The following is a 15194-nucleotide window of genomic DNA, read 5'->3' as shown; positions in this document are numbered from 1 at the left end:
TCACCGATGTGTGCCGGAACTCTGTTCGTCTCGCCGGAGATCCGCCCTCGAAGGGTTCCCCTCCCAGTCCCCGCCCGTCTCGACCGCGAATGAACCGCACAGCGCCGCGACGCGGAGGCGCTCTGCCACCGCTTCTCCGCGCAGAAGCTCGGCGAGATAGCCTCCCGCGAACGCGTCGCCCGCGCCCACCGGATCCACCACATTCGTCGGCCGGGCCGGCTGCTCGAAGACGTCGCCGCTGCGGAGGACCATCGCGCCATCGGCGCCCCGCTTGAGCACGACTTCCTCTGCCCCTCGTGCCACCAGCTCCACGGCAGCCGACAGCTCGTCCGCGGCTCCGGGTGCGAGGAGTCCCCATTCGTCGTCGCCGACGAACAGGATGTCGGCTCGGCTCGCGAGATCGCGCAGGACCGGGGCGGCCTCGTGCGGCGGCCAGAGCTTGGAGCGGTAGTTGGCGTCGAAAGACACGGTGACGCGCGCGTCGCGCGCGATGTCGATCGCGTCGAAAACAGTCTGCCGGGCGGACGCACTCAGCGCGGGGGTGATCCCGGTGAGGTGAAGCACTCGCGCGTCGGAGATGGGCACGGCGGCGAGGTCCCCGGGATTCAGACGAGATCCGGGGCCGTTCTTCCGGTAGTAGTCCACGTGGATCGCGTCCGCGCGCCGGCGCTCTTTGACAAGCAGCGAAGGCGGGCCTTCGTCGTCGATCGGCACGACGTCCACCCCTTCAGCGCGGATGTCGGCGATCACCCTCTCGGCGAGTCCCCCGGATCCGACACGACCGGCCCAGACCGCAGCGCCGCCCAGTCGCGCGACCGTGATGGCGACGTTCGATTCCGCGCCCGCCGTCCGCAGTTCGGCGACGGCGGAGTGCCTCCAGCGGCTGGTTCCAGGGGTTGCGAAGACGATCAGCGGCTCGCCGATCGTCACCAGACCGCGCGCGTCAGGCACGATCCGCGTCCGGTTCCAGCCAGATGGTCCAGGCGAGCGGCTTCTCGGGCGAGACCGTCGGTGTTCGCCCCGCAGCGAGCGCGACGTCGAGCGCGTCGAAGTACGATGTCGAGGGCTCGATGGCGACCACCGGTCCACTCCGATAGAGGCCCCTCTCCATCCATACGCCGAGATAGGGGCATGCGGCGCTCCAGCGCATCGACAGCGTGGCGTCGCGTCGCGAGAGCGAGGCGGCGAACACAGGGGTCTCCGGGTGCACGTAGACCTTGCGGCATTCGCCCTCGTCGAGATCGTCGATGGATGCTGTCGCGCCATCCCACGGTCGCTCCGGGAGCGCGGGGTCGAGGACGTCCACCGCGGTGGTCACGTGCGCGGGCACTCGCACGATGGTTCCTGGGGGGGCGGCGAACTGGGGGTGAGCCGCCCACAGGAACGGGATCGTGCGGGTGGGCGTGGTGACCCGGTAGTCGAACCGCAGACCCCGACCCGAGGGCTCGATCGAGCGCTCGAAGCGGAAGCCCAGGGTGTCGTCGACAAGCGTCACGGTGCGACCGACGGCGCGGCCCTTTGCGGTCCAGAGCGAGCCATGGTCGGGGAGCGTCAGGTCGTCGACTTCGCAGGCGACGATCGTCGGCGCGCACTCGTCCCACCCCGCCATCTCGGCCGCGAGGAATCCGTCCCCGGGCCGTGCGGGAGGACCCACCGGCGACTCGGGCTGCGCGAGCCACTCGCGCCCGTCGTCGTCCCGCAGCGACACGATCTTGCCGCCTCGTCGAGGAAGCACGACGGCGCGCAGACCCGGTCCCTGGACGACCACGGTGTCGCCGTCGGGCCACGCGTGCTGGGGCAGCGAGACGTCGCTCATACCGACGCCGTCAATCCACCGTCGACGAGCAGCGTCGTCGCCGTGATGTACGACGACTCCGGCCCGGCGAGGAAGGCGATGGCGGCGGCGACGTCGGCCGGATCGCCGAAGCGGCCGAGGGGGATGTGCCCCAGGTGCTCCTGCCGGTCCGCTTCGGGCACACGGTCCCAGGCGCGGGTGAGGATCGACCCGGGCAGTACCGCGTTCACCCTGATGGACGGCGCGTACTCGATCGCGAGCTGTCGGGTGAGGGCGACGACGCCGCCCTTCGCGGCAGCGTATGCGGGGTGGCCGGGGAATCCGGCGACCGCGTGCACGCTGGCGACATTCACGATGGATCCTCGCTCGGCATGCAGGGTGTCATGGAAAGTCCGCACGGAGCGATAGACCGCACCGAGGTTCACGGAAACCTGTTGGTCCCAGGCCTCCGCCGTCAGTTCGTGGGCGGGCGCGACCGTAAGCGTGAAGGCGTTGTTGACGACAGCCGACACGACGACCCCCGCTTCGTCCAGTCGACGGCGGACGGCTTGCCAGGATGCCTCGTGCCCCACGTCGAGGTGCACATCCACGGCGTGCCCGCCCGCGCCCCGCACGCCGTGCGCGACTTCTGCCGCAGCATCCGCGTCGACGTCGCTCACGACCACGATGTCGAACCGCCGGGCCAAGGCGACCGCCGCAGCGGCGCCGATGCCGTGCCCGGCGCCGGTGACCAGCGCGGCACTCATGACTCCCCCGATTTCAGAATCTCCCACACCGCGAGCAGTGCCGGTCCCTGGCCCCAGGGGACAACGAACCCGCGGGGCACATTGGCGTAGTGCGACGCGACCGTCGACGTATAGACGGCGGCGGAGACGGACGTCAGCGCCCCGGCCGCGTCGAAGGACTCGGCCAGAGCCCCGGTGGCCCGGTGGAGCGCATCTGCCACAGTGTCAGCGGGCACGACGCCCAGCTCGGCCGCTCGGGCGAAGGCCGTGATCATGAACGCCGTCGTCGAGTACTCGTCACCGGAACCGGCCTCAGTGACGACGACCGGCCAATGGCCATCCTCCCTCTGCAGTGCCACCATGGCGCCGATACCGGCGGCTGCTCCCTGTCGAAGTGCGGCGAGAGCGGGCGCGTGCGGGCCGTCCGGGTGGCGCGCGAGGACGTCCAGAAGGCCGAGCAGCGCCCACCCCTGACCGCGGCCCCACCCCGGTCCGAACGTGCCCTCCACCCCCTCCAGGAAGAAGTGGTCGAACAGCCCGTCAGGGCGTTGCAGGGCTCGGACGAAGGCCGCCGCCTGATCGACGCCCGCGGCGACGTAAGCGTGCTCGCCCACGTGACAACCGAGCGCGACGAGGAAGGGCGGGTCGAAGTGGAGAGAGTCCACACAGACGCACGCGGGCGGATGAGCGAGGAGCGCCTCATCGAACTCCGTCGTGACCGCCTCACCATAGGGCGGGATGAGCGGAGCAGATTCCCAGAGTTCGAAGATGCCGTTCAGGAACGGTCGAGACAGGAGGTAATCGGCCAGGTCGCGCAGCGCACCGGTGAGGAGGTGGTCGTCGTAGCGCCGGGCGACATCGACCAGAGCCGCGCCGGGCGCGGTCGCATCGAGGCGTACGAACGGACGGGAGCGGGTAGCCCACGCTCGACCCCATCCGCGCACAAAGGAGGCCCAGCGCTCATCGCCGGTGCGCCGGCTGCTTTCCACGAGGCCCTCGAAGGCGACCGAGTCGCCGAAGTTCCACGTCGCGAAGGGCAGCGTCGTGAGGTGGTCGGCAAGCCGGCGCGCCAACGACAGGTCGAGAGATCGCGTCGTCGGTCGTCCACTCCGAGGGCTGCGCCGCAGCCACTCTTCAGCATCGGTGCCGGGCTCATAGCGACTGATGCCCCAGGCGACCGACCCCGCGCTCATCGGCGCGTCCAGCGGTAGTCGCCGCGTTCGCCATGTCGCTCGATCAGTCCGCGCTCGCCGAGATCTTCGAGGTGGCCGACGACGGGGTATGCGAGCGCGCCCGACGTCCCTTCGACGGGCCACCCCCCGGCGACGGGGTTGATGTCGTCGAGGAGCGCAGGGAGCGAGACCCCCGGCAGCTCCGAGGGGATCGCCCTGAGCACCAGCACCTCGAGGCTGTCGACGAAGCGTGAGGTCCGGTCGAGTAAGTCGAGGACAGCCACGCCTGTGAAGGTGGGATAGTGCGCCGTGAGGAGGTGCCGGGCGGGTCGCGCGCGCAGCCGCTCCGTGGTGCGCCGATAATCGGCGACGTATCGATAGGTCGGCGGGAAGGCGGGAGTGCCGTCAGCCAGGTCCACGGAGTCGGCGAGCACCGCGTCACCGACGATGTAGGCGGATGCCTCGGGCACCCAGAGTCCGAGATGACCGTGCGTGTGTCCTGGCAGATGGAGGATCTCTGCCGAGATGCCGCCCAGGTCGAGGACGTCACCGTCGTCGACGATGTCGTCCACCGGTCCGGCACCGCCCACCTCGCGCATCCACGCGATGCTCGCTTCGCTCTCTTCGAGTCCGTACTCGCGGGCGAATCCGTTGCCGCGTTCCGCGAGGAAGGTGTCGATGTCCTCGACGGCGGCCCGGTCGGACGCGTGCACCGTGACGCGGGCCGAAGGGACGAAGGTCCTCACGTCGCTGATCCCGCCGAAGTGGTCGACATCGCAGTGAGAGACAACAGCGGTCGAGATCTCCGCGGGCGCGATTCCGAGATCAGCCAGCGCCGGAAGAAGGTGGTCCGGGATGGTCCCTCTCACACCGGTGTCGAAAAGCATCGCTCCGCCGGTCCCACGCAGGACGTACAGGCTGACCATACGCCCGCCCAAGGGCGTGTCGATCCGGAAGAGCCCGGGGTGGATCTCGTCGGCGTGCGGGAGGCTCGTCATCATCGCCCTCGGAATTCGGGCTCGCGCTTCTCGGCGAACGCCTGCTGCCCCTCTGCGGCGTCGTCCGTCATCATGATGTACGAGAACGAGTCGTTCTCGACAAGGAGCGCGGCCTCCATCGGGACGTTCTCGGCCATCCGGATCATGTATTTGGTCCGCTCGATCGCGATAGGCGCCAGTTCGGCGATGTGACGGGCGAGCGCTTCAGCGCGAGGGATCACATCTTCGGGGGCGAGCAGCTCCTGAACCAGTCCGATGCGGTAAGCCTCTTCGCCCGAGATTGGCTCGCCGGTCATCAGGATCCTCGCCGCGTGCCCCGCTCCGACGAGTCGCGTCAGGTACTGCGTCTGCCCGGACCCGCCGTGCCATCCCCACCGGATCTCGCCGGCCGCGAAGGAAGCGGTCGTGCCGGCGATCCGGATGTCGGATGCGCAGGCCATCTCGAGTCCTCCGCCGTAAGCGAAGCCCATCACGGCAGCGACGACAGGCTTGCGGATCTGCCACACGGCGCGGGCGTAGTCACGGCGGCGATCGAAGCGGTTGCGGTACTCCCAGTTCGAGCCGTACTCGTCGAGATCGTTGATGTCGCTGCCCGCGGAGAACGCGCGGTCTCCTTCTCCACGCAGGACGACGGCGCGGATCCCGGCATCGTTGTTGATCTCGTACGACAGCGCGTTCATCTGCCGGTCCATGTCGACCGTCATCGAGTTTCGTTTGGACGGCCGGTCGATGACGAGAGAGGCGACGTGCCCGTCGCGCTCGAGGCGAATGGTTCCGGGAAGGACGGACATGGACGCTCCTTTGCTTTTATCAGATTATATGATCAAGCAAACGGCGCTGCCAACAGTCAGTTCTCGGATCCCGGCCCTTCGCTCTGCAGAACCTCCTTCACGTCCTCCGCCGCGCGCGTCATCATCTGCGTCATCATGTCGAAGGCGGCATCGGCTCCTCCTTCCGCGATGGCGTCGCGGATCGCACGGTGAGCGTCGAGGAATGTCTCGTCCGCGGGACGACCGTGCAGGAGGGCGTCGCGAGCCTTGAGTGCGGGTTCGAGAATGACCTCGAAGCGCTGAAGAAGCTCGTTGCCCGCGGCGAGCAGGATCGCGCGATGGAAGTCGAGGTCCGCCTGGATGAGGGCTTCGTGGTCGGTCGCGGCGTGTGCGACCATCCGGTCGAGCGCGTCGTCGAGGGCAGCGATATCACTGTCGCCTCGTCGTGCGGCCGCCATTCGCGCCGCCGGCGGCTCCAGGACCTGCCGCACTTCACCGAGCTCAAGCAGCAGGAGCGAGTCCACCGAGCCGCGGATCCGCCACGCCATCACGTCCGCGTCGAGCAGCTGCCATCGCGAGCGGTCCGTGATGAACGTCCCCGTCCGCGGGCGGGCATCGACCAGCCCCTTGGCCGACAGGACCTTGAGCGCTTCGCGGACGACCGTCCGCGAGACGCCGAACTCGCGCAGCACAGCGTCCGGGTCGACGACGTCGCCCGGAGAGAGCGCGCCACTCAGAATGCGCGCACCGAGTGCGTCGACCACCTGCCCGTGGATGCCACGTCCGCCGTATGTCGCCACGGCTTGATCTTAGGTAAAGGTCAGGGCGCGAGAGCGACCGGCGCGGCGGTCGTGCCGACCACACCGCGCGCGACGAGGTCGCGGATGACCTCTTCGTCGACCCCTGCGCTGCGAAGGACGTCGATCGAGTCGGCCCCGAGCAGAGGAGCACCGCGAGTAATCGCGACCGGCGTCTGCGACATCCGGATCGGAGGCCTTACCGTCTTCACCACCGTCCCGTGGGGTCCCGGCTGTTCGACGAATGCACCTGTTGCGACGAGATGCGGATCTTCCGGGAGATCGGAGTAGCCATAGACGGGCCCCGCCCACACGCCGTGCCGGTCGGCGATCTCGATCCATTGCGCGGTGCTGCGATCGGCGAATCGGTCGCGAATGTGCGCGAGAACCTCGTCGCGATGATCGTGACCGTCGTTGTAGGAGGCGAGGGAGCGCAGCCAGTCGTCGTCGAGCATCTCGCCGAGCGCGGGCAGCGGAGACATCGCGAGCGTCAGCCATCCGTCGGACGATCGGTACACGCCGTAGGGAGCCGGGATGGCAGCGTGGGCCGACGCCTCACGCGTGCGCTGGGGATCGTAGCCGGTGTTGAGGAAGGTGACCAGTTCCTGCAGCTGCGCGTCGAGCACGACAGAGTACATGTCGACTTCGACGTGCTGACCGACTCCGATGCGGTCGCGTGCCTGCAGTGCCCCGAGGATGCCGATGGCGGCCTGATACCCGGTCATCACGTCCGCGGCCCACAGCGCACCCGGGGTCGGCGCGTCACCTGCGCGCCCGACCGAGAACATCGACCCCGAGTATCCCTGCACCACGAGATCCTGGCCGGGGCGGTCGGCGTACGGGCCCTCCGGACCATACCCGGAGATCGAGCAGTACACGAGGCGCGGGTTGATCGCGCTGAGCGTGGCGTAGTCGACGCCGAGCCGGGCCGCCGTGCCGCGGCGGAAGTTCTGGAGGAAGACGTCGGCCGTGCGGACGAGCTCGTAGAACGCCTCCCGCGCTTCGGGATCCTTCATGTTCATCGCCAGCGAGCGCTTGTTCCGGTTGACCGCGACGAAGGTGGACATCTCGCCCTCCACGCGACGATCATCGAACCCGTGCGTGCGGTTGAACTCTCCGCTGCCAGGGCTCTCGATCTTGATGACGTCTGCTCCGAGATCGCCCAGGCGGGTCGCCGCCAGCGGGCCAGCCAGCATCTGAGTCGCATCGAGCACGCGGATACCGGCCAGAGCGCCATTGCGCTGGGGTTCGTCGGTCATGAAGAGCCTTTCCTGTATTGCCTCTAAGCATTATTACTATAATAATCTCAATGAGCAAGCGTGAAGGAGCGCCATGGACCTGCGGGTAGTCGAGACCGACGCCGACGTCGAAGTTCGGGCACGGACGTACGTCTGGCGACTGGACAAGGAGGCGGAGGCCTTCGAGCTGCGAGACCAGAGCGGTCGCCGGGTCGCCCACGGAGGAGTCCAGCCGGCGATCGAGGTCGTCGACGAGGCCGGCTACTCGACAACGGATGCGGGCCGCCTCAGCGCGGTGGACGTCGCTCCGGAGGATGGGACGATCACTCTCCGCTTCGAGGACGTGAACGGGGACGCGACCACGACGACGTCTTGGCACTTCCGTCCGGACTCGATCAGGCTCGCGCCCGTACGGTACGCAGCCCCGCGTCGCACCTTCGTGGAGACTCTCACCCTCTTCGGCCGCTGGGGAGAGTACGGAGCGGTTCCTGGTCTGCACTGCCAGTTCTTCCTCCACCCGGGGTCGACCGAGTCCTCGATCCTCGCCCCGGTCATCCCCGCCAAGGTGCGACTGAGCATCGTCTCGACGATCGGCCGCGGCAGTACCGACGAACCGGCGTTCGTCCAGCAGCAGTGGGGCCTTCCGCTGTACTTCTGGGGCGGATGGAGCATCGACGGATGGGCGAGCGGCAAGAGCGCGCTGACGAAGCACACCTCCGACGTCCTGATCCTGGGGATGGACGCCATACCGACCGGCGACCAGTACGTGCGCTACTTCGACGAGTACGCGAGCCCTTACCTGCGGCTCCTGGGCGGCCGGTGGCGCACGTTCGAGACCGGACGGGACGACCTCCAGCTCGGGAGCGGCTGGCTGTGGACCCTCGGGTCCGATCTTCGCAGTGCGATCGCGGAGTCCTTCGACCTGCTCCGCCGAGACGGCATCGTCGCGGTGCGCGAGGACTCGCCGCGCAAGGCACGACGGGCCACGATGTCGCAGTTCAACTCCTGGGGCGCTCAGGTGGCCAACGACTGGGCATCTAGCGACCTCAACCAGGACGTGCTGGAGCGCATCTACGACGACATGGTGAGCAGCGGCTTCGATGCCGAGATGTTCGTCATCGACGACCGGTGGGAGGCGGCTTACGGCCAGTTGCGACACGACGAGCTCCGCTTCCCTCGCTTCGAGGAGTTCCTCGATCGGGTGCGGGCGGACGGGCGCGCCATCGGCATGTGGGCCGCGTTCCTGCGTTGCCAGGACCCGGAGAGCATGGGCCTCACCCTGGACGACGTCTGGAAGGATCCCGACGGCCGGCCGGTGACCCGCAGTCTCTTCGAGGACAGCTACTACCTGTTCGACGTGTCCCGGCCGAATGTCGCCGAGCTGCTCGCCGAAACCGCGAAAGCATTCATGCGACGCTACCGACCCGACCTGGTGAAGTTCGACTTCGGCTACGAGCTGCCATCTCTGCGTGATGCGGCTCCTGCGCGCCGCGAGTGGGGCGGCGAGCGCGCGCTGCTGGAGTCGCTCCGAGTGGTCGTGGCCGCGATGCGCGAGGTCGATCCCGACGTCGTGGTCATGTACTACAACCTCTCTCCGCTGCTGGTCGATTTCGTCGACCAGCACTCGACGGACGACCTCTACCTCAACGCCGGCGAGTACCCCGAGGAGGTGAACCGCCGGGTCTTCTTCAGTTCCCTGCTCGCACCCCTCGGTGTTCCCACCTACGGCTCCGGCGGCTACGACTGGCTCGGCGTGGCCGACATCTGGTTCGACACCGTGGCGTCGGGCCCGCTCGGGTCGCTGAACAGCTTCAACGGAGATCAGAGCGACAGCTGTGCGACTGACCTCACCATCGCGCGGCAGCGAGGGCTCCGACAGCTCACTCGTCGCAACACCCGTGCGGCTCGAGTGGATGCGGTCGACGCGCGTCACCACGGAGGATCGATGACCGCGCGCGCCAGGTCGTGGATTCGCAACGAACGCGAGGGGGTGACGGTGGTCGCGGCCCGCCCCGAGCGCCGCGAGGGCGAGGTGGTGACGTGGGAGCTCCCGGACGTGGTGCGGACCACGGGCGAAACCGTCCTCGCGTCGCTCGACGACGCGTCGATCACCGACGCGGCATCCCTCGGGCTGGTCGCGGCCACCGGAGGGACGACCGCCTTCCGGACCAGTCGGACCGGCCCCCCCAACGTGGTCGCCGTGCTCCGCGATCGTCAGCTGCCCTGGGAAGTACGGCGACGGGAGAACTGGATCGAGGGCGACTTCCCCGTGCGGATCGACGGGACTCCGGTGGAGTGGTACCGCATCGTCTTCGACGAGGCCGCCGGATGACGACCCTCGAAGCGACAGGCGCGTTGGCCGAGGCATCCGCCATTCGGATCCGCTCTCTCGAGACGATTCGCTTTCCCGCCCAGCGCAATGTGACGTGGGTTCTCATCACCGCCGAGGACGGAACGGTGGGCCTCGGCGAGACCTTCTACGGCGGCAGCGTCGTCGAGGAGTATCTGCACACCCAGGTCGCACCGGTCCTCCTCGCCGAACCCCGGCCGACGCCCCAGTCGGTACGGCGCCGGCTGCGGGGCTACGTGGGGTATTCCGGGTCCGGCGCGGAAGTGCGGGGGAACTCCGCCGTCGACATCGCCCTGTGGGATCTCGAGGCTCGACGCGCCGGGCGACCGCTGCGCACGATCCTGGGAGGTCCGGTCCGTGACTCCATCCCCGTCTACAACACCTGCGCGGGCAACAGCTACGTGAGCGTCGAGTCCCGTCAGTCCTCGTCGAACTGGGGGATCGCCGACGAGTCGACGTCCCGCTACGAGGACCTGTGGGCCTTCCTCAACCGACCGGCAGATCTCGCCCGGGATCTGCGAGACCAGGGCTATCGCGGCATGAAGGTATGGCCGTTCGATCTGGCTGCGGAGGAGTCCGGCGGGGACCACAAGGCCGACCTGCGGTTCGGATTAGGGGTTCTCGACGCGATTCGCGACGCCGTCGGGGCCGATATGGACCTCTATGTCGAGCTGCACTCGCTCTGGCAACCGAAGGGTGCTGAACGTGTTCTGTCGGCGCTCGAACCCTATGACCTCGTATGGGCGGAAGACCCGATCCGCCCCGATCACATCGACGCGCTGGCGTCGCTGCGGTCGTCGAGCGGGGTTCCCATCGCGGTCGGCGAGAACCTCGGCGACGGGTTGAACGGATATGGGCCGCTGCTGCGCGCCCAGGCGACGGATGTCGCGATCATCGACATCGGGTGGGGCGGCGGCATCACCGCGGCCCTTCACGTCGCGGCGCTCGCGGAGCAGCACGGCGTACCCATCGCGCCCCACGACTGCACCGGGCCCGTGGCGCTGGCGGTCGCCGCCCACGTCGTCACCAGCATTCCGAACGGCTTCGTCCAGGAGGTAGCACGGGCGTTCTACCACGGCTGGTACACCGACGTCGCCGTCGGAGTGCCCGAGATCGCCGGCGGAGTCATCCGCCCGTCCTCGGCTCCCGGGCACGGCGTGGAGCTCACCCCGGAGTTCCTTGCCGCATCCACGACCCTCCGACGGCGTACCGACGCCGCTCACTGAAGATCACCGGAAGGACGTCGCACAGTGACACCCCACCCCACCGCGGTGGTGACCGGCGGAGCCGGCGACATCGGCGGCGCCATCGCGCAAGCCCTCTCGAGGCAGGGATATCGCACGCTGATCACGGATGTGCTCCCCGACGATGTCGGCAGGGCTCGTGCGGCGGAGCTGACCACACGGTCCGCGGTTCGATACCGCTACGCCGACACGACGTCGGCGACCGACGTGTCCGCCGTCATCGAGCACGGCGACGGGCCTCTCCACGTAGCGGTCATCTGCGCCGGAACCGTAGCCGCTCAACCCTTCCTCGACATCGAGCCGGACGTATGGCGGCGCACCCTGGAGGTGAACCTCACCGGCGCCTTCCTCGCCGCCCAGGCGGCCGCGCGGCGCATGATCGCCCAGGAGGTGAAGGGGCACCTGATCTTCATCAGCTCCTGGGTCGCGGAGCGGCCGTGGCCCGAGATCGCCGCCTACAGCGCCTCCAAAGCCGGGATGAATCAGCTCATGCGCACCGCCGCTCTCGAGCTGTCGGCGCATGGGATCAGGGCGAACGCCGTCGCCCCGGGGATCGTCATGGCGGGCCTCGCCCGCACCCAGTTCGAGACGGAACCGCAGTACGCCGCTCGCGCCTCCCAGGCCATCCCCCTGGGAAGCCCCCACACCGCCGAGCAGATCGCGGACGCGGTTGGTTTCCTCGCCTCCCCCGCCGCGGCCAGCATGACCGGCTCCATCATGACGGTGGACGCCGGAAGTTCGCTCGGAACGCTGTCATGACCATCACCACCGAAGGAGCTCGCATGACATCCCTCGCCACCGTTCGGAGTGTCGACTCCCCCGTCGAGATCGACCTCGACCCGGCCACGGGACTGCCCGTCCGCCTGACCCTCAGCGACGGGGACGGGCAGCTGGTGCGAGCCTTCTCGATCTCCGTGAGCATAGAGACAGGCGGAACCGAGGACCGAGGGTGGACGGGCGGTCTGCAGTACCTCGACACCCGGACCGAGACCGTCTCGGCGTCGGGCGGAGCTGCCGCTCGAACGCATCGGGGCACCTTCGACGAGGTCGCGGTCCCCATCGAGTTCGCGGGAGTCCCCGGCCGTGTGATGTACCGGCTGTTCCCCACCTCGCCGTACGTGGAGGTCGCTCTCGAGCTGACCCCTGGCGAGAGCATCGTCGTGCGCAACGTCCGGGCGACTGTGACCCTGCACGATCAGGGAGTCGCGACGGTGAACGCGCCCGGGAACGGCCTTCGCCCCGACGTGCCGGTCGCCGACCTGACGGGAACCACGGTCGGCGTCTCACCGCTGGGCGGCTTGCGCGGATCGAGCGGCATCGTCGCCCTCACCGACGAGCACGGGACCACCACGGTGTGGCCGACACAGCGATCGGAGATCCCCGACATCGTCGTCTCTGCGGGGGAGGACGGATCGGTGACGATGGATGTCGCGACGAACTTCGCCGCCGCGCTCGACGGGGAGAACGCCGCCGAGGTGACCCTGGTGACCCTCGACGTGCAGCGTGCCCGATTCGACGCCGTTCGCGCGCAATGGCCGCGCTGGGCGCAGCGGTACGGCCTCGGATCGCCTGACCGCAAGCCCGAGTGGGTCGACGCGGCCCAGATCTACGAGGTGCAGATCGGGACGTCGTACTTCTGGGGCGGGAACACCTACACCCGCTATGGGGCCATCGCGGAAGTCACGGCCGACCTGGAACGGATCTCCCGTCTCGGCTTCTCCGTCATCCAGCTCATGCCGAAGCAGCCGTACCCCAGCTACAACGTCCACGACTACGGCGACATCACGACGAGTTACGGCGACGAAGAGGAGCTTCGTGCCCTCGTTCGCGCAGCCCACGACCGCGGAATCCGGGTCATCCTCGATGTACTGCTCCACGGTGTCGTCGATCAGGAATCGGTGAACGCCGCACTGGACGGCATTGCGCGAGGGCCACTCGCGGACCGCCTCGAGGATGAGCCCGGCGACACGCTGGGCACCGACGTCTCGGACTCGACGTCCTACCTCATCGCATGGTCGCGCCACATCCACGACTTCGCCGACGCGTGGCGAGGCGGGTCACCGGCCCGCACGCCTCTCGAGGACGAGCACCCGGAGTGGTTTTTCCGGGACTCGAACGGGCAGGTCACAGGTGTGTATACGAAAGCCTTCGACGCGCGCAACCGCGAGTGGCAACGGTACTTCCGCGAGTCGATGCTCCACCTCGTGCGAGAGCTCGACATCGACGGCTTCCGCTTCGACGCCCCGACCTACAACCACTTCCCCAACTGGTCGGAGAGCACTCGGGGGCGGGCGAGCCTCTCGGCTCTGGGTTGCGTTCCCCTGTTCGAGGAGCTCCGTGAAGACATCCGCAGCGCCAAGGCCGACGCCCTGATGTATACGGAGCCGTCCGGCCACCTGCTTCGGGCCTCGATGGATCTGAACTACAACTACGACGAGCAATGGCTGGTGAGCGCCCTGGCCGACCCCGCCGCGCGGACACGTCACGGCGTGCGCACCGCCCGCGAGTTCATGCTGTGGATGCGCGATCGCGACCTGTTCCTGCCGGAGGGATCGAAGACCGCCCATCACATCGACTCCCACGACACGTTCTGGTGGCCACATTGGGGCGGGAAGTGGCGGCGAGAGCAATTCGGTATCGAGGCGACCAGGATGCTGGCGGTCACATTCCTCGCTCTCGACGGCCCCTTCATGATGTTCACCGGAGGGGAAGAGGGCATCCACGACGAACTCGCGCTCTTCGGTTCGCTTCGCGCGCGGCGGCCAGACCTCTGGGCGTCCCCCGCCGCGTTCGATGTCGAGAGCGACCCGAGCGGTGACCTGTTCATCCTCAGACGAGGCGGCGACGACGGCATCGTCGTGATCGCCAACGCGACAGGGACAACCGACGTCGCCCTCCCCGAGGCGTACGCGCGCGGGTGGTCGCCGCTTACGCTCTCTGGCATCTCCGAGGAAGCTCTGGCACCGGGCGAGTACCGCGTCCTCAGCCGGGTCGGCGAGAGTTGAGATGACCGGGAACGAGCGTGACTCCGTCGAGGAGGCGCTCCTCGAGACGCTGACACGGTCGCGCGTGCTCCCGCTGCTGGACGTGCGCGGTCGCGCGGGGGTGGACCGGGTGGCCGAGGTCCTGGTCGAGGAGGGACTGCCGGTCATTGAGGTGACGCTTCGACGGCCGGGGGCTGCCGATGCTCTCCGAGCGCTGGCGGATAATCACGAACTCCTCGTGGGTGCGGGAACCGTGATGACCGCTCGGCAGGCGGGCGAGGCCGTCGAGGCCGGGGCGCGCTTCCTCGTGTCGCCCGGTCACTCTCCCGCGGTTGCCGCCGAGGCAGCGAGGCTCAGCGTGCCCCTCATCCCCGGCGTCGCGACGGCGACCGAGCTGATGGCCGCGCTGGACGACGGGGCGAGGACGGTGAAGTTCTTTCCCGCCGAGGCCAGTGGAGGGCCGGCCGCGATCCGTGCCTTGTCGGCCGTCGCGCCAGACGTTCGGTGGGTCCCGACGGGCGGCGTGACACCAGCCAACGCGCGGGAGTACCTCGACATCGACGTCGTCGCAGCGGTGGGAGGGAGCTGGGTCACCCCTCGCGCGCTCGTCGAGGAGGGATGCTTCGACGCAATCGCCGAGCTTGTGCGCGGAGCTGTAGGCCTTCGCGCCTGATCTCGCGCGCGGCGCGCCGGCACAGGCTGCTTCGCCGCATCTCTGGCGTCGTCGAGAAACCCCTCGACGGTGCAATTGACACCCTGCGGAGCGCCCGCACCGATGTTCCCCGGGCTTGCGACGTACTCGAGTCGACGGACTTGCGCCGCTAGGCACGCAAGCCGAGACTCGGTCACACTGGAGCGCGGGGCGGCGCGACCCTGCAGGAAACGGATCCCGGCGATCGCATCCGGGGAAAGCTCGATCGTCTCACCCGCGCTTCCCATGACGGCCGACGCACCAGGAAGCCGGCCGACCGCCACTCCCTGCAGTACCCCTTCGCAGTCAACGGCAGGATCAGCCCCTGTGCCCGGAGCCGCTCGAGGTCGGCATCGATCCGCTCGTACAGCTCCTCGGCGTCGCGCCGGCGCTCGTCTCCGCTCGGATGGGTGCCGAGAATACCGGCGAC

Annotated in this window: 13 protein-coding genes; 5 read left to right on the top strand and 8 right to left on the bottom strand. The window is 68.6% G+C overall.

What is annotated here, in order from left to right; translation table 11 throughout:
- The 8 genes from EV279_RS05350 to EV279_RS05320 all read right to left on the bottom strand — a co-directional run bounded on the left by EV279_RS05350 (position 1) and on the right by EV279_RS05320 (position 7516).
- Complete coding sequence (locus EV279_RS05350) at positions 1-951, bottom strand: sugar kinase (RefSeq protein ID WP_208109476.1); 951 nt, start codon at positions 949-951, stop codon at positions 1-3.
- Positions 944-1816: a hypothetical protein gene (locus EV279_RS16915; RefSeq protein ID WP_208109475.1), complete on the bottom strand. Its 873-nt coding sequence runs from the start codon at positions 1814-1816 to the stop codon at positions 944-946. The genes EV279_RS05350 and EV279_RS16915 overlap by 8 nt, the downstream gene beginning before the upstream one ends.
- On the bottom strand, positions 1813-2541 hold the full coding sequence (locus EV279_RS05345; RefSeq protein ID WP_133541848.1) for an SDR family oxidoreductase: 729 nt from the start codon (positions 2539-2541) through the stop codon (positions 1813-1815). The genes EV279_RS16915 and EV279_RS05345 overlap by 4 nt, the downstream gene beginning before the upstream one ends.
- Positions 2538-3593 (bottom strand): glycoside hydrolase family 88 protein, encoded by a 1056-nt coding sequence (locus tag EV279_RS05340; protein WP_166644458.1) that lies wholly within the window; start codon positions 3591-3593, stop codon positions 2538-2540. The genes EV279_RS05345 and EV279_RS05340 overlap by 4 nt, the downstream gene beginning before the upstream one ends.
- A 116-nt stretch (positions 3594-3709) precedes the next feature.
- Positions 3710-4693 (bottom strand): MBL fold metallo-hydrolase, encoded by a 984-nt coding sequence (locus EV279_RS05335; RefSeq protein WP_133541846.1) that lies wholly within the window; start codon positions 4691-4693, stop codon positions 3710-3712.
- Positions 4690-5481, bottom strand: a complete 792-nt coding sequence (locus EV279_RS05330) for an enoyl-CoA hydratase-related protein (RefSeq protein ID WP_133541845.1) — start codon at positions 5479-5481, stop codon at positions 4690-4692. The genes EV279_RS05335 and EV279_RS05330 overlap by 4 nt, the downstream gene beginning before the upstream one ends.
- 56 nt (positions 5482-5537) lie before the next feature.
- Complete coding sequence (locus tag EV279_RS05325) at positions 5538-6260, bottom strand: FadR/GntR family transcriptional regulator (protein WP_133541844.1); 723 nt, start codon at positions 6258-6260, stop codon at positions 5538-5540.
- 20 nt (positions 6261-6280) lie between these two features.
- On the bottom strand, positions 6281-7516 hold the full coding sequence (locus EV279_RS05320; protein ID WP_133541843.1) for a CaiB/BaiF CoA-transferase family protein: 1236 nt from the start codon (positions 7514-7516) through the stop codon (positions 6281-6283).
- 73 nt (positions 7517-7589) lie between these two features.
- Here EV279_RS05320 and EV279_RS05315 point away from each other — a divergent pair, with 73 nt between their 5' ends.
- The 5 genes from EV279_RS05315 to eda are packed head-to-tail and all read left to right on the top strand — an operon-like array spanning position 7590 to position 14746.
- The gene (locus EV279_RS05315) at positions 7590-9827 is read left to right on the top strand and encodes a hypothetical protein (RefSeq protein ID WP_133541842.1); all 2238 of its coding nucleotides are present in this window, start codon (positions 7590-7592) and stop codon (positions 9825-9827) included.
- The gene (locus EV279_RS05310; protein ID WP_133541841.1) at positions 9824-11071 is read left to right on the top strand and encodes a mandelate racemase/muconate lactonizing enzyme family protein; all 1248 of its coding nucleotides are present in this window, start codon (positions 9824-9826) and stop codon (positions 11069-11071) included. The genes EV279_RS05315 and EV279_RS05310 overlap by 4 nt, the downstream gene beginning before the upstream one ends.
- A 24-nt stretch (positions 11072-11095) precedes the next feature.
- Positions 11096-11848 (top strand): SDR family oxidoreductase, encoded by a 753-nt coding sequence (locus tag EV279_RS05305; RefSeq protein WP_133541840.1) that lies wholly within the window; start codon positions 11096-11098, stop codon positions 11846-11848.
- Between the two features lie 23 nt (positions 11849-11871).
- Positions 11872-14094, top strand: a complete 2223-nt coding sequence (locus tag EV279_RS05300) for an alpha-amylase family glycosyl hydrolase (protein ID WP_166644456.1) — start codon at positions 11872-11874, stop codon at positions 14092-14094.
- Between the two features lies 1 nt (position 14095).
- Positions 14096-14746 carry a bifunctional 4-hydroxy-2-oxoglutarate aldolase/2-dehydro-3-deoxy-phosphogluconate aldolase gene (eda, locus tag EV279_RS05295; RefSeq protein ID WP_133541838.1) on the top strand — a complete coding sequence of 217 codons (651 nt, stop codon included), beginning with the start codon at positions 14096-14098 and terminating at the stop codon, positions 14744-14746.
- Positions 14747-15194: the final 448 nt, after the last annotated feature.

The organism is Microbacterium sp. BK668, from assembly GCF_004362195.1.
Taxonomy (GTDB): Bacteria; Actinomycetota; Actinomycetes; order Actinomycetales; family Microbacteriaceae; genus Microbacterium.
Note: the sequence above shows the minus strand (reverse complement) of the source record. Positions and strands in the feature narration are given on the sequence as shown.

Bases quoted from the DNA above. Each gene is read 5' to 3' on its own strand.
- EV279_RS05310 (WP_133541841.1), top strand. From the start codon at position 9,824: ATGACGACCCTCGAAGCGACAGGCGCGTTGGCCGAGGCATCCGCCATT.
- EV279_RS05330 (WP_133541845.1), bottom strand. From the start codon at position 5,481: ATGTCCGTCCTTCCCGGAACCATTCGCCTCGAGCGCGACGGGCACGTC.
- EV279_RS05335 (WP_133541846.1), bottom strand. From the start codon at position 4,693: ATGATGACGAGCCTCCCGCACGCCGACGAGATCCACCCCGGGCTCTTC.
- EV279_RS05300 (WP_166644456.1), top strand. From the start codon at position 11,872: ATGACATCCCTCGCCACCGTTCGGAGTGTCGACTCCCCCGTCGAGATC.
- eda (WP_133541838.1), top strand. From the start codon at position 14,096: ATGACCGGGAACGAGCGTGACTCCGTCGAGGAGGCGCTCCTCGAGACG.
- EV279_RS05320 (WP_133541843.1), bottom strand. From the start codon at position 7,516: ATGACCGACGAACCCCAGCGCAATGGCGCTCTGGCCGGTATCCGCGTG.
- EV279_RS05345 (WP_133541848.1), bottom strand. From the start codon at position 2,541: ATGAGTGCCGCGCTGGTCACCGGCGCCGGGCACGGCATCGGCGCCGCT.
- EV279_RS16915 (WP_208109475.1), bottom strand. From the start codon at position 1,816: ATGAGCGACGTCTCGCTGCCCCAGCACGCGTGGCCCGACGGCGACACC.
- EV279_RS05315 (WP_133541842.1), top strand. From the start codon at position 7,590: ATGGACCTGCGGGTAGTCGAGACCGACGCCGACGTCGAAGTTCGGGCA.